At 43.6% G+C, this 13,123-nt stretch carries 17 protein-coding genes and 1 pseudogene; 14 read left to right on the forward strand and 4 right to left on the reverse strand.

Annotation, left to right across the window (positions count from 1 at the left end; translation table 11 throughout):
* Nucleotides 1–3 precede the first annotated feature (3 nt).
* From RS881_RS30970 to RS881_RS31020, 11 genes and pseudogenes are all read left to right on the forward strand, one after another.
* Entirely contained in the window at nucleotides 4–195 is a 192-nt protein-coding gene (locus RS881_RS30970) for a hypothetical protein (RefSeq protein WP_315814286.1), read from the forward strand.
* Nucleotides 168–647 carry a glycosyltransferase family 4 protein gene (locus tag RS881_RS30975; RefSeq protein ID WP_315824659.1) on the forward strand — a complete coding sequence of 160 codons (480 nt, stop codon included), beginning with the start codon at nucleotides 168–170 and terminating at the stop codon, nucleotides 645–647. Before RS881_RS30970 ends, RS881_RS30975 begins: the two co-directional genes overlap by 28 nt.
* Before the next feature lie 150 nt (nucleotides 648–797).
* Complete coding sequence (locus RS881_RS30980; protein ID WP_315814287.1) at nucleotides 798–1,283, forward strand: hypothetical protein; 486 nt, start codon at nucleotides 798–800, stop codon at nucleotides 1,281–1,283.
* Nucleotides 1,280–2,038 (forward strand): hypothetical protein, encoded by a 759-nt coding sequence (locus tag RS881_RS30985; RefSeq protein WP_315814288.1) that lies wholly within the window; start codon nucleotides 1,280–1,282, stop codon nucleotides 2,036–2,038. The genes RS881_RS30980 and RS881_RS30985 overlap by 4 nt, the downstream gene beginning before the upstream one ends.
* 26 nt (nucleotides 2,039–2,064) lie before the next feature.
* Nucleotides 2,065–2,229, forward strand: coding sequence for a hypothetical protein (locus tag RS881_RS30990; RefSeq protein ID WP_315814289.1), 165 nt, complete (start codon nucleotides 2,065–2,067; stop codon nucleotides 2,227–2,229).
* On the forward strand, nucleotides 2,226–2,858 hold the full coding sequence (locus tag RS881_RS30995; RefSeq protein ID WP_315814290.1) for an acyltransferase: 633 nt from the start codon (nucleotides 2,226–2,228) through the stop codon (nucleotides 2,856–2,858). Before RS881_RS30990 ends, RS881_RS30995 begins: the two co-directional genes overlap by 4 nt.
* A 502-nt stretch (nucleotides 2,859–3,360) precedes the next feature.
* Complete coding sequence (locus RS881_RS31000) at nucleotides 3,361–4,023, forward strand: glycosyltransferase (RefSeq protein ID WP_315814291.1); 663 nt, start codon at nucleotides 3,361–3,363, stop codon at nucleotides 4,021–4,023.
* 129 nt (nucleotides 4,024–4,152) lie between these two features.
* Nucleotides 4,153–4,323 carry a hypothetical protein gene (locus tag RS881_RS31005; RefSeq protein WP_315814292.1) on the forward strand — a complete coding sequence of 57 codons (171 nt, stop codon included), beginning with the start codon at nucleotides 4,153–4,155 and terminating at the stop codon, nucleotides 4,321–4,323.
* Nucleotides 4,324–4,327: 4 nt separating this feature from the next.
* Complete coding sequence (locus tag RS881_RS31010; RefSeq protein ID WP_315814293.1) at nucleotides 4,328–4,918, forward strand: glycosyltransferase; 591 nt, start codon at nucleotides 4,328–4,330, stop codon at nucleotides 4,916–4,918.
* Complete coding sequence (locus RS881_RS31015; RefSeq protein ID WP_315814294.1) at nucleotides 4,833–5,204, forward strand: glycosyltransferase; 372 nt, start codon at nucleotides 4,833–4,835, stop codon at nucleotides 5,202–5,204. Before RS881_RS31010 ends, RS881_RS31015 begins: the two co-directional genes overlap by 86 nt.
* Before the next feature lie 35 nt (nucleotides 5,205–5,239).
* A pseudogene (locus RS881_RS31020) lies at nucleotides 5,240–6,036 on the forward strand (WecB/TagA/CpsF family glycosyltransferase).
* Between the two features lie 148 nt (nucleotides 6,037–6,184).
* Here the strand turns inward: RS881_RS31020 and RS881_RS31025 are convergent.
* Complete coding sequence (locus RS881_RS31025; protein ID WP_315814296.1) at nucleotides 6,185–6,649, reverse strand: hypothetical protein; 465 nt, start codon at nucleotides 6,647–6,649, stop codon at nucleotides 6,185–6,187.
* Nucleotides 6,650–7,127: 478 nt separating this feature from the next.
* Here RS881_RS31025 and RS881_RS31030 point away from each other — a divergent pair, with 478 nt between their 5' ends.
* The 3 genes from RS881_RS31030 to RS881_RS31040 all read left to right on the forward strand — a co-directional run bounded on the left by RS881_RS31030 (nucleotide 7,128) and on the right by RS881_RS31040 (nucleotide 10,600).
* Nucleotides 7,128–8,510, forward strand: a complete 1,383-nt coding sequence (locus RS881_RS31030; RefSeq protein WP_315814297.1) for an undecaprenyl-phosphate glucose phosphotransferase — start codon at nucleotides 7,128–7,130, stop codon at nucleotides 8,508–8,510.
* Between the two features lie 663 nt (nucleotides 8,511–9,173).
* Nucleotides 9,174–9,659 (forward strand): hypothetical protein, encoded by a 486-nt coding sequence (locus RS881_RS31035; RefSeq protein ID WP_315814298.1) that lies wholly within the window; start codon nucleotides 9,174–9,176, stop codon nucleotides 9,657–9,659.
* Entirely contained in the window at nucleotides 9,659–10,600 is a 942-nt protein-coding gene (locus RS881_RS31040; RefSeq protein ID WP_315814299.1) for a hypothetical protein, read from the forward strand. Before RS881_RS31035 ends, RS881_RS31040 begins: the two co-directional genes overlap by 1 nt.
* A 194-nt stretch (nucleotides 10,601–10,794) precedes the next feature.
* Here RS881_RS31040 and RS881_RS31045 read toward each other — a convergent pair whose 3' ends face one another.
* From RS881_RS31045 to RS881_RS31055, 3 genes are read right to left on the reverse strand one after another with little or no spacing between them, the layout of a single operon-like run.
* A complete protein-coding gene (locus RS881_RS31045; protein WP_315814300.1) occupies nucleotides 10,795–11,430 on the reverse strand; it encodes a LytR/AlgR family response regulator transcription factor in 636 nt (211 codons plus the stop codon).
* Nucleotides 11,427–12,086 (reverse strand): sensor histidine kinase, encoded by a 660-nt coding sequence (locus tag RS881_RS31050; protein WP_315814301.1) that lies wholly within the window; start codon nucleotides 12,084–12,086, stop codon nucleotides 11,427–11,429. Before RS881_RS31050 ends, RS881_RS31045 begins: the two co-directional genes overlap by 4 nt.
* Nucleotides 12,056–13,087 (reverse strand): triple tyrosine motif-containing protein, encoded by a 1,032-nt coding sequence (locus RS881_RS31055; RefSeq protein ID WP_315814302.1) that lies wholly within the window; start codon nucleotides 13,085–13,087, stop codon nucleotides 12,056–12,058. The genes RS881_RS31050 and RS881_RS31055 overlap by 31 nt, the downstream gene beginning before the upstream one ends.
* Nucleotides 13,088–13,123: the final 36 nt, after the last annotated feature.

Below are 13,123 nucleotides of genomic sequence, written 5' to 3' on the forward strand. Positions count from 1 at the left end.
AATGTGATCGGCAGGACCGCCTGGGATAAACAGGTAACCAGCGTATTGGCGCCCGGCAGCCAATACTACATTAATAATGAAGCTTTGCGGCCTTCTTTTACCAGGCCCATTGGCAAAAGCAGGCATTTGGCCAGCCAATCAGGATTGTCACCGTTTCCAGCGATGCTATCTACAAAGGATTTGAAACCATTGTAAAAGCAGCCCGCGAATTAGCTGCCTATCCTTCATTCCACTTTGAATGGCGGATAGTAGGCTTAGACATCTATAGCACCACCGTTCAAATTACCCTCAAATGGTTAAAAACCGGTTTGGACAACCTCAACATTAAGTTGTTGGGTGGTTCAGGAGAACGTGAAATTTCACAACTACTCCAGTCAGCAGATATCTATTGCCAGGCCAGTCACATTGAAAATAGCCCCAATAGCCTTTGCGAAGCCATGCTCATTGGTATGCCTGTTATTGCCAGCTATGCAGGGGGTACTCCTTCCATGCTCGACAATGAACAGGAAGGCCTGCTGTTTCAAAATGGAGATGCCCATGCACTGGCGGGCGCCATCCTGCAAATGAGTCACAACTTCCGGTTTGCAGCTGCCTGCGGCCAAAAAGCCAGGAGCGTGCCTGGAAGCGGCACAATAAGGATACAATAACAAACGATTTAGTCGCCATCTATAAAACTGTCATCAACCGAACCTTGTAGAAATGCCCCCACACCTGCGATACCAGTATTTGACTTTGTAAACTATAAGCGTATCCTACGGTACCTGGTCACTTTTGCTGTGGTATTAATGGGAGGGTTTGTGGCAGGAGAGATCTTTGCCCTTTTGGTAGTGGGTATTATCCTGTTCTATATGGCCAGCGGACGGATGTTCAAGACCATCGAATGGTGGATCATCTGGTTTATCTGCTTTGGTTTTTTTCAGGGGCAGCTATTCATAAAAACCGAGGTCATTTCAAAATATGTAGCCAAGCCTTCTTTTTTATTGTTTATTATTTTCATTGCCTTCTTTCACAAAATACCCATACAGGTAAAACTGTCCAGGTACATCCTTGCCTGGCTCGCTTTTCTGGTACTTACCCTGATCAGCCTGCTCTACCACGATCAGTCACCCTTTGTCCTCATCACCGCCAGCGCATTCTATATCGTCTATATGACGATAAAAAGCAAGAGCATCACCCCTGCTTATTGCTACCAGTTGCTCAATCTGTTTACCGCTGGTGCCATTCTACAAACCATTGTTTGTATACTCCAGATAGCCCAGATCATCCCCCCTCCTCCCGGATGATGGACGATGGCAGCGGTGGTCAGTTTGAATGGATAGCCGGTCTCGATGATGTGGCCTGCGGAACATTCGGGCCTGTATCAGGTCACCTTGTATCCTGGTATGTGTCTATGATGGCATTGTTCTTTATCCTCGTATGGACCACCACCCGAAGATCGATATATATTGTCTTTGCCAGCATTGCCCTCCTGCAATTTGCCACCATTGACTCCAAAACTATAATGGGTGTAATGGCAGCAATGATGATATTCCTTTTTTACTACCTCGTCAAACACCGGATACAATTCAGGCTTCCCGTACGAAAATTAGGTTCCTTCGCCATAACAGGAGCAATGATGGCATTTTTCCTCTTCCTCGGTTGGAACTATTATTACGAATACCAGAATAAAGAAGGAGGCGCCCAAAACCGCGGAAGCTTTAATGAAGTGTACGAAGCTGAGATCAAGAAATCACAGGAACTGATACTGGAGAACATAGGCGACTGGGGCAAGATCAAAGGGTTTTCTTATGTGTTCGACGACTTTTTTGGAAAGCGATCCATTGGGTGTTTTCTGGGGTATAGCCTGCAGGGTTATACGTTTAATGGGAAAATGAGTTACATAGAAAGCAAAGACACCCCCATCATGCAGTTAAACAACTTTACCAAGAGCCGCTCCACTTTTATTGCCCAGTTTGCCCAAAGCGGCATCCTGGGGTTTTTCCTGTTCCTCCTGTCCCTTTACCTGTGGTATAATTTCAATTCAAAACCCAGGTACTGAATGATGTTGACCTGATCAGAAATGCCATGGTAAAGATTTTCCTTCCCTTTACAATGATTGCGGCTTTTCTATACAATATTACATTGACCAGTGTTACCATGGTAAGCTTTTCAGCGATCATCTCTATACTTAAACATTATTCAGATTATATAGAACAAACCAAACCGGTAGTACACAATAGTGAGTTATGAAATTCAGGAATATTGCACATACAGTATATACCATCCACACACGCCTAAAAGAGCTGTGGGGAAAACGGAACAGGTTGCATGCTGCCTGGTGGGGCGTGAAACTGGGAAAAGGATCAGGCTTTATTGGCAAGTGCTATTTCAAAAGGTATCCCGGTACGACCATTATCATTGGTAACAATTGTTCATTCCTTTCCAGTTCCAATGCCAACCTCATCGGTATTAACAAACCATGTATTATCTCCACACACCAGTCCGGACACAAGGCCATCATTGAGATCGGTAATAATTGCGGCTTCAGTGGAACCATCATTGGGGCATTTAGGCAGATCAGGCTGGGCAATAATGTACGCTGTGGTGCTAACACCCTCATCACAGATGCTGATTGGCACCTCGATGATCCAAGGAGTGGGCCACCTAAAGAAGTGGTTATAGAAGACAATGTATGGCTTGGCGTCAATACTGTGGTCCTGAAAGGCGTTACTATTGGAGCCAATACCGTCATTGGCGCCAATAGCGTCGTTACGAAAAGTATTCCAGCCAACGTGATAGCTGCAGGAAACCCCTGCCAGGTAATCCGTGTATTAAACGATAAAGAGATCCCCACCCTTCAGGCAATGTATCAAATCTAATACCCATGAAAAGCAATATCATATTCTTAGGTGCCACTGATAATTATCCATTGAAGTTCACCGCTACCAATTCAAAAAACGAACTGGTCGCAAGAGGGTTATTACCCCATGCAAAAAAATAACCTTTATCAACTCCCCTTTGGGATTAAATAAAACAACTCCTGCCGGTGAGCTCACCGGGGCAAAATACGGATACGAATACCATGTATTCCCCAAAAGCAGGGGCCTGCGCATGTTGAAGAACATACGGACTATATATAACCTGCTCAAGGAAAAAGGGATCCGGATGCCCGGAATATCCTGATCATGGAACACAATTACATTCCCCTTTACCTCCTTTACACTTTATTTGCCAAAAGACTCAAATACCGCACAGCCGTCTTTATCACAGAGTGGCATCTTTACATTAAGAACATGCCATTTCATAAAAAAAATTGACTACGCTTTATTTGATTATACATTTGGCTATTTTACACATGGCATCCTGCCAATAAGCCAGTTATTGGAACAAAAAACCGGGCATTTCAGGAAACCGATGTTGAAGGTGCCGGTATTGGCCGACTTTGAAGCATTACAACCGGCCAGCTATAATCCACAGCACGACAGCGAAGAATACTTTATGTACTGCGGTACACTTGGCTATTTCTCCGTGATTGTGTTTATCATTAAAAGCTACGCCATATTTGTACGCAAGGGCCATCAACAAAAACTCAGGCTGGTGTTAAATGGTAGTGAAGAGACCTTGCAGGAAGTAAAAGACCTCGTAACTGCCGAAGGCCTCAATACCTACGTGATCATTGAACAGAAACTTCCTTACCACAAGCTGCTCGAAGGATACCAACACGCATTGGCCTTACTGATTCCCTTACGTACAGTAGGCCAGGACCAGGCCAGGTTTTCACACAAAATAGGTGAATACTTATCCAGCGGCCGCCCCATCGTAACCGGCAATATCGGAGAGATAGTACATTATTTTGAACATAAGAAAAATGCCTTTATAGCAACTGAATTTACAGAAGAGGCCTATGCAGACCTCTTGACCTTGATTGCCGGCGACAAACCACTCGCCGATAAAGTGGGGATGGAAGGCCGTTCACTGGGCGAATCCTCCTTCAACTATTCCATCCATGGTAAAAGGATCGCCGAGTTTGTTAATCAAATTTAATCCTTAACCATCCCCTACCCGGGGCAATCTAATAATAGCCCGATTCGTTACTCTTGTCGCGATGCGTTTACACCGGTTTTAGCGGGGCGCCTCACATATTAATAAACTATTGCAAGTAAATACAATACTATGAAAGTATTAATGACTGGTCCCAACAATAATCCCGAGACTGCTGTAGGCGGTATTCTTACCATTGTTAATACCATCCTCAATAACAGTGCGGGCGAAATAAGCTATTTCGACAGGGATCTGGGGAAACTGGTAAGTTGGCTACCTTTTAAAGAAGCTAACCAGCTTTAAGTCAATGATAAAAACCAAAGAATATTCATTGGTTCATTTTCATATATCCCTTGATAAGAAATCTGTATTGCGGGAACTATTATACATATATGCCGCAAAAAAAAGAAAGCAACCATACATTATGCATTTACATGGCGGTGGCTATATATTTAATAAGAAATATTACCGTTTGTGCAGGTGGATCTTAAACGGGGCTGATAAAATAGTTGTCTTAAACCAAGCAGAGCGGGATTCTATTGCAGAACTTTACAAGGTAGATATTTCCAAAATACAAGTGCTTCGTAACTGTATTGACCTCAATGAAATAAAAAACCTGGATCAAAGACCGGGCTTTAGAAACAGGATCATATACTTTGGCCGCATTGACCGGAATAAGGGTCTTAAAGAAATTGTGGAAGCCCTCAGCCAATTGAAAATTCGCCAGGTCCCTTTTCATTTTGAGGTATATGGCGCCGGGCCCGATGAAGAATGGTTCTTTGCTGATCTGAGACAAGCAATCGGCGAATCATTTGAATTTAAAGGCCGCGTTTGGGGCAAAAGCAAAATGGGAAGCATTAAGCCAAAGCGATATCTTCCTGCTTCCATCTTACAGTGAAGGTATGCCCATGGCTCTCCTCGAAGCGATGGCCCTTGGAAAAATCGTGATAGTCTCCGATGATGTATCCATGGCAAAAGTCGTAAAGCATGAGGTCAATGGCCTGCTGGTAGAAAAGAGATCTTCTGTTAGCCTCATGAATGCGATCGGAGCTGTCTTAAATAATCCAGGCAAATTTAATTCCCTGAGCAACAATGCTAGCAAATTGATCAGGGAAGAATATTCCGCAGACTATTATATGACATCACTAAAGAATGTTTATTTGTCTGCGCTGCAAGCCAGTTAACAACTTTATATCATCCAGTTATTTGAGATCAACCTATGGACAGGAGATTTGATTTTCTAGGCGTTTCGATATCCGCAACCAACCTGGCAGAAACTGTTGGCCGGATCAATGCATATAATTTTAACCGCCCTGGTTATATATGCTTCCCCGATGCTTCTGTCGTAAAAGAAGCGAACGAAGATCCACTGCTGATCAGCATTCTGAACAACAGCTACCTTACCATGCCCGATGGTAAACCATCACAAATAGTTGCCAGGCTGAAGGGGTATAAAAATGTGAGTACCGTTTCTGGCTTTCACCTATGCCATGCCCTGCTGCAAACAGGCCTGACCCATTACTTTTATGGAGGCAACGACGCCACCATAGCAAGTATGAAGAAAAACCTGGAGCAACAATTCCCCCAGGCAAAGATCCTGGGATACAAAGCCCCTCCTTTTGTAAGTGCTGTTGAAATAGGCAATAGCGAACAAGTAAAAGCCGATATAGAGCATATACGTACATTACAACCCAACCTGGTATGGATAGGCATCAGCAGCCCTAAACAGGATTACCTCATGCACCATTTTTACCAGTACCTGCCCCAATCTATAATGTTGGGAGTAGGTGGTGTATTCCTCTACTTTGCCGATGAATCATTAAGGAGTCCGGAATGGGTAAAAAGATGGGATTAAGATGGGCTTACCGCTTAATAAAAGAACCCAAAAGATTGTGGCCCAAATATTACGCTACGATAAAATTTCTGCTGCAAAACAGATCTTTCTTCTTCAGGTTGCTCTTTAGAAAAAGCAGCAGCACGCTATTACCTGATACCCTGCTACTACCTTCAAACTAATCCATAAAAAAACATGCATATTACATGCATGCTTTTTTTTATTAAGGTTATTATTAAACTAGAATGACCTTAGTCGGATAATTTACGCGCAAAGTGCAGGTTGTAAGCGACCATAATACCTGCTACCCCTATTTTCGCCATGATGGGGTTAGCCGTAGTAGTATAATAAAAAGCAGAGAAGTCCACTTTTCCATTCAGCGAATACCCTACGGCAGGCATATAGCAAAAGAGTTATAGTCTGTACCAATAAATGACCAGCCGATCTGAGGCTCCATGAAAAATAACTATAGTTATCTTCTTTCCTGAAATCATATCTATAGCCAATCATACCCGACAATATATCACGCTCTTTTAAGCCCTTTCCTTTGTAGTTACCATTAATACTGATAGCATTCATCGACAGCGTACAATAGTCATTAGTGCCCAGGGGCAGGGCAAATTTACCAACACCTCCGGCAGCCCAGCCATAGGCTTTTATTTCTTTATTGAGTGGCATACCTACTTGTCCACTGATGCTTAAAAAAGGACCGTCACTCCATTGAGCGTAGCCGGAACTGGCTGATAGCAGGATGAATATAGCCCCAATGATGCGGGCTTTGCAAAATGATTTCATATAAGGTACGAATTAGGGAATGAATTATGGGTTATCAAATGCTGGCTCAAGATAATACCCTCATTTAGTAAACGCAATAGAACACAGCTTATTTTATATTTTACCGTTTAACTGTTGCGTTGACACCACTTTCCCATATTCGGAAACAAATTAATTAAGCATTCCATATACCATATAAACGAAACCTTAACGTTAATATGCCAGACTATCATAAGCTGCTATTATGCCCTTGTTGCTTATTTATATTGCTCTATATCAAACAATATAAAACATTGATTCAGGCATGCTTACACTCAGCAACAAAATTATGCTACTAATATGGTATCGTAAATATATAACCAGATAAAAATTATGTTCTTTTACTATAACATGCGACATATAACTAATAGTTTTACGTTAATATACCGGCTATAGGCAGAATCACTATGGCCTCCGTGATCCATTTATTCTATTGAAAACTTAACCCATATCCTTAATTATGATCCGTTCAGATCGTCGACTAACCCTTTTGTATGGCATGGGTGATTTCATTACCTTGATTGCCTCCTTTGCGGGTGTAGTGCTGTTCTATAAAGATCAAAGTTTGAGCAACCAGGATTACTTGTACATGGTAACCCTCATCTTTGCCTGGATCCTTCTTACTTCCAAGAACAAGGTTTATCTATTGCATTTACATAATGGACTTAGGTATCGCCTGAAGAACCACTTGAAAACCCATTTTGAATTAATTGCCGTCCTTTCCCTGTTGTACTTATTGCTGGGTATCCCTGCCGATTATACCAAATCGCAGTTCATGTGTTTCCTCCTGGGATTTCCTGTAGTAAATATGATCTCCAACTATCTTTTATTTACCATCGTACGCCGCCTGCGCATCAATGGCAGGAATGTACGCAAAGCATTGGTAGTGGGTGCCGGCCGCGTGGGCATGCATATTGAAACCTATTTCCACCAAAACCCCGACTTTGGTTACCGCATCATTGGATTCCTCGATGACAATCCGGAAGACTCTGACTTGCAGTACCAGATCATTGGGCGCATTCAGGATATGGACAAAGTGCTTACTTCTAAAAAGGTAGATGAAGTGATCATTGCCTTGCCTACACACCTCGACGAGAAGATACAGTTTGTGGTAGACAAAGCCGATTATTATGGTATCCGCGTAAGGCTGGTGCCCGACTATTTTCGCTTATTAGGCAGGAACTATAAGACCACCAGTTTTGGTGACATGCCCATTATCAATATCCGGGAAATATCGCTCGACAGGTTTCGCTTTGCGTTCCTGAAGCGCATCTGCGATGTGATCTTTTCTGCCACCGCCCTTATCATGTTGGCTCCTTTATTCCTGGTATTGGCCATTATGATCAAATGGGAATCGGCAGGACCCGTATTTTATTGCCCCATCCGTTTGGGGCAAGGTGGCCGCCAGTTCAAATTATACAAGTTCAGGAGTATGTTCCAGAACGATGCTGCGATGGCAGGTAAAGCATCTACGCGGAAAGATGATCCCCGCGTAACTAAGGTTGGACGTTTTATCCGTAAATACAGCCTCGACGAACTGCCCCAGTTCATCAATGTGCTGTTGGGCGATATGAGCGTGGTAGGCCCCCGTCCCCATCGCATCTTCCTCAACCAAATGATGCAACGTGAAGTGGATAATTATATGATCCGTCATTACCTCAAACCCGGTATTACCGGCTGGGCGCAGGTAAATGGCTGGAGAGGCCCCACCGATACGGAAGAACAACGCAATAACCGTACAGCCCATGACCTTTGGTATGTGGAGAACTGGACGCCCTTGCTGGATATCAAGATCATTTTCCTCACCGTATTCAGTGAGAAAACACACAAAGCAGCTTTTTAACCCCCTTAATAACTAACCAGGGTGGGTCTTCCCGGATTGTATCCGGGACAGCCCACCCTGCTCGTTTTAGGCCTCTGCAAGCGCCTGTTGAACGCTGCCTTTACCCGGCTCATTTTATCCTCCCTTACTACGGCAACCATTACAGTTATTGGCTGAACCAATACAGTTATTGCCCAAAACCCTACAGTTATTGGTGAAAACCATACACCTGTCAACTGATACTTTTCAGCTGCAAAAGTACGGCTACCTTCAGAGGGTAAAAATATTCCAGTCTACACCATTAACTATAATCATATGAAATCTGCCAAAACTAAAACGCAACAATTCCTTAGTTGCACCTTGACTGCATTAACCATTTTTTTGTTTTTGAATAGCTGTCAAAAGGAAGTAAAGCAACTAACTGATGCAACGCCATCGGCAATCCGCATCGCCCCCACCACCTCCAACCCCTACTCTTTGCAGAACATTCAAAAGCGCAGGCTGCACTGGCACGTAATAACCCTGCCAACAGAATAGGAGAACTTCCCCAATATACATACCTGAAGTTCGACCCCAAAAACCTTACGAAAGAAGAATTCGAGGCATTGGAAAATGACACAACAATAAAGATCCTGGACTTTCCCTTTGCCGATGGGGCCATCTATAACGATGAACTTGCTTTGGATGAAAAAAAAAGCGGAGCAACTAAAGGATGGAAATTTATATGCCGTAACTTATTTAGAAAACCCTTTGGTGCAAGCCTTAAGCAGCAATACGATGCTACGAACCCAGGTACTGGATACGTTGGCATTAATACCGGAAGAAGATACCACCTTGCAGTTCCAGGCCATGAGAGAAGCAGGTTATACCGACGAGCAATTGGCCGACCTACGCCTGCGCATCTGCCTTTTCAAAAGACCGGAGGGCCATGTAAGATATTGGGATGATCAATTACCCAATAATGCCGGTGGCGTAGGACGGCTGGAACCCGTTAGGGGCATACAGGTATGGGGTCTTATATTTGGTATTCCACGCTTTACCTATACCGATAGAAATGGCTATTATAGTTTTCCATGGAAGTTTAGTATTGGCACCATTATGGGCACACACGCCAAAAACCCCAGGGTGAATGTAAAACCATTTAATACCATGGGGGATTCCTTCAGGTAGTGCCACAACTGATTGCCAATTTCATAGTAGGTTCTGTATATATCTATGGGTGGGTTTCAAGCTGTAATATGCGCAATGATGTGAACTTTGAATTTTATGCGCATAGACAAAACAGGTATTGGGCAATGATATTGAACGCCTATTTTTACCACGATCTCTATACACAACAGGACCGTATTGATAGCGCCCCTAACGGCATGGTATGTTATGCCCATTGGGCCGATGATCCAGACTTTGGCATGGCAAGTGCGCCTATGTTATATCACCTGACCGGAGGTCAATTCACAGATGCATTTTTGCAGACTATTTTTAGCAACCCGGTTACCGGGCAACTGCTGGCGCTATTACATGGGCTTTTACCCGATATGACATTTAAGGTCTGTGGATCAACACAGCCAAGATTCTTTGGCTCACGATTTACACAAACGGCTTTTCATGAGTTGGGCCATGCATCTTTCTACAGGAAAGTGGGGGCTGGCTGGTACTTAGATTTTATATGGACTGAACTCAACAATGGCAGCGACACTGATTTTGGCAATCCCGGTTATAACGGTTGGGGCAAGGTGCAGGTGGGAGAATCCTGGGCCGAATTTCTTGGTACCCAACATGCTATAAGGCTTTATGGCAGGAATGGCGTAAATTTTAGTCAAATGTTGGGCTGGACCACCTTCGGCATTGCAGAAGAGGAGGAAGACTGGTTTCAGAATGTTTGGATACCATCAGGTGCTTACTTTGACCTGATGGACAATACCAATGCACTGTTTTCTGAAAACTTCTGGGATAATACAGGTGGTTCCAACATCCGGGAAATGTACAATGTTTTCAATGCAAAGACCACCGACATGTGTGAATACATGGGGCAGTTTATAGCTACCTACCCCAACTATAATCCGTTCCAGGTAAATGGTATGTTTAATCACTATAATAGTATCTGTCTATAATCCATTATACTACCATCCTGCATTTTTGTAATTTTTCAATGCAGGGTGGTAGTTCTTTCAATTGATAGTGCTACATCACTCACGGTCGCTTATTGCGCAACCGGTTCAAAAATTCATCTTTCCTGCGAAAGGATATCTCGAGGGTTTTACCATCCATCATTTCTACAGTTCCCCCTTACCTCGATGGTATTTTTTTACATGGTCCACATTGACCAGGTGCGAATTGTGTATGCGGCAAAAATATCTGGTGGCAACATGTCCTCAAACTCTTTAAGCGTCCCTGAAACCAGTAATCTTTTCCCCGTTACAAACCCAAACCAGGTATAGCCTCCTTCGGCAGTGCAATAAACAATATCCTTCACTGCATAAAACAACAATCCGTCATTGACCGGCAAAGCAATTTTAGCAACCGTAGCAGTTCCACGGATCGTGTCCATAAAATGATCCAGTCGCTGATTGATCGTATGTTCCTCTATACGTTTGCTGGCCTTTTCTATGGCCATTTTAAGGTCTTCCACATCAATTGGCTTCAACAGGTAGTCCAGCGCATTGTACTTGAATGCCTTGATGGCATAATTGTCAAAGGCTGTTACAAAAATGATCTCAAAATTAACCGGCTCCAGCTGGTCCAACAGGTCAAAAGCATTACCCCGCCGCATCTCAATATCCAGGAATACCAGTTGTGGGGCCGATGTACGGATTAACTCCTTAGCCTCTGCTATAGTAGTAGCTTCTCCTGTAACAGCTATGCCTGAGCAATATCGCTCGATCATTTTTCGCAGTATCGACACATTCCTGAGTTCATCATCTACTATAAGGGAGTTTATCATACGATTGGTGTGGGTTCAGTAAGTTGGATAAGCGGAAAATGGATCATGATCTTCGTACCAGTGGCTTTGCCGTCGGCACCGGTACAGTCAATGACTTCCATGACTATTTTGGGATCAAGGTTTTTATTCAACATATCAATGCGTTCACGGGTCAGTTGCATGCCCCGCGACTGGTATTCTATATGCTGTTCCGTCTTAAATGCCTGCGCCAACTTTCTACCAACCCCATTGTCAAGAATAATACAGATAAGTATATTGCTCTCCAGGGAAAGCACAATGTCAATTTGTCCCTGCTGCCCGTCTTTATATTGAAGGCCGTGCCGGATAGCGTTTTCCACAAAGGGTTGCAACAGCATGCCTGGTATGAAGGTATTGGAAGGTGCAATACCGGCACCCACTATAATACTGTACCTGAACTTATGTTTAAAACGCATCTCTTCCAGGTTCAGGTAGGTGGTCAGGTATCGTACTTCATCAGTTAAAGAGATCAGGGGTTGCTGGGAATTATCCAACGTTTGACGGATAAGACGTGCAAAATTGCTAAGGTATTTGTTAGCTTTTAGCGGGTCATTATCAAGAATAAATTCCTGTACAGAATTGAGACAATTAAAAATAAAGTGTGGATTCATTTGTGCCCGCAGGGCTTTCTGTTCCAACTCCTGCAACCGTTGCTCAAATGCCCTGGCCTCAGCTTCTTTTTCTGTCTCCGCCTATTCCTGCTGTTCACCACAAACCAGGTAACAAAAGCGGCTATTCCGGCACAGAGTACTACAAACCAGCTTGTTTGCCAGAAAGGCGCTTCTACCATAATGGCTGTGGAAAGCAGGTCGCTTTTAATACCAAACTTATTCGTAGCAAATATTTCCAGCACATATTGTCCGGGAGGCAGGGATATAAATTCAAGGGAAGTCTGTGTTGTATGCTTCCAGGCCGTATCCCATCCTTGCAGCTGGTAAGTATATACAATATCTCCGGCAGCTTTAAAAGAAATACCTGCATACTCAAATCGCATATTATTATCCGTGTGATGCAGCTTAAAACTGCTCTCATAAGCTGTTTCCCGTCCATTCACATATACGTTCAGCATTTTCAGATCACATCGCGACAAAGCAACTACTTTAGTTTCATCAAAATAGGTTATGCCTTCCGGCGTGCCCGTATATACCGTATCGCCCGCAATGAGTACAGTATTAATAATATCGGAGGCCAGGCCATCCGCTGTAGTGTAGGTTTTAATACTCACCGGATTGCTAAGCAGGTTTACTTTATTCAATCCCTTGTCCGTTCCTACCCAAATGCAGCCACTGTCAATAGCCAGGCTCCGGCAAATATTACTGCTAAGGCCATGTGATTGGGTAACCTGTTGTATGATCTGGTTATTTTTTAATTCGATGATCCCCTCCCCATAAGTAGCTACCCAAACAGTGCCATCTGGACCTTCCCGGATGCAAGCCACCCGGTTTTGCAAAACCGGATACTTATCACCCAGGTACAAAACCGTTCCATCGGGGTTTAGCTGGTAAAGCCCGTTTAACGCGCCGAAGTAAATAACATCCTTATGGAGGAGCAATGAGGTTGTTCTGCCTTTCCATAAATGATACACAGTATCTAATAAAGGCACCGATGAGCTATACAAATAATGCCCGCTGGCTACCACCAGGGTACTATCATTTTTAAAGGCAATTTCTTTAGT

The sequence above is a fragment of the Paraflavitalea speifideaquila genome (assembly GCF_032395985.1).
Taxonomy (GTDB): domain Bacteria; phylum Bacteroidota; class Bacteroidia; order Chitinophagales; family Chitinophagaceae; genus Paraflavitalea; species Paraflavitalea speifideaquila.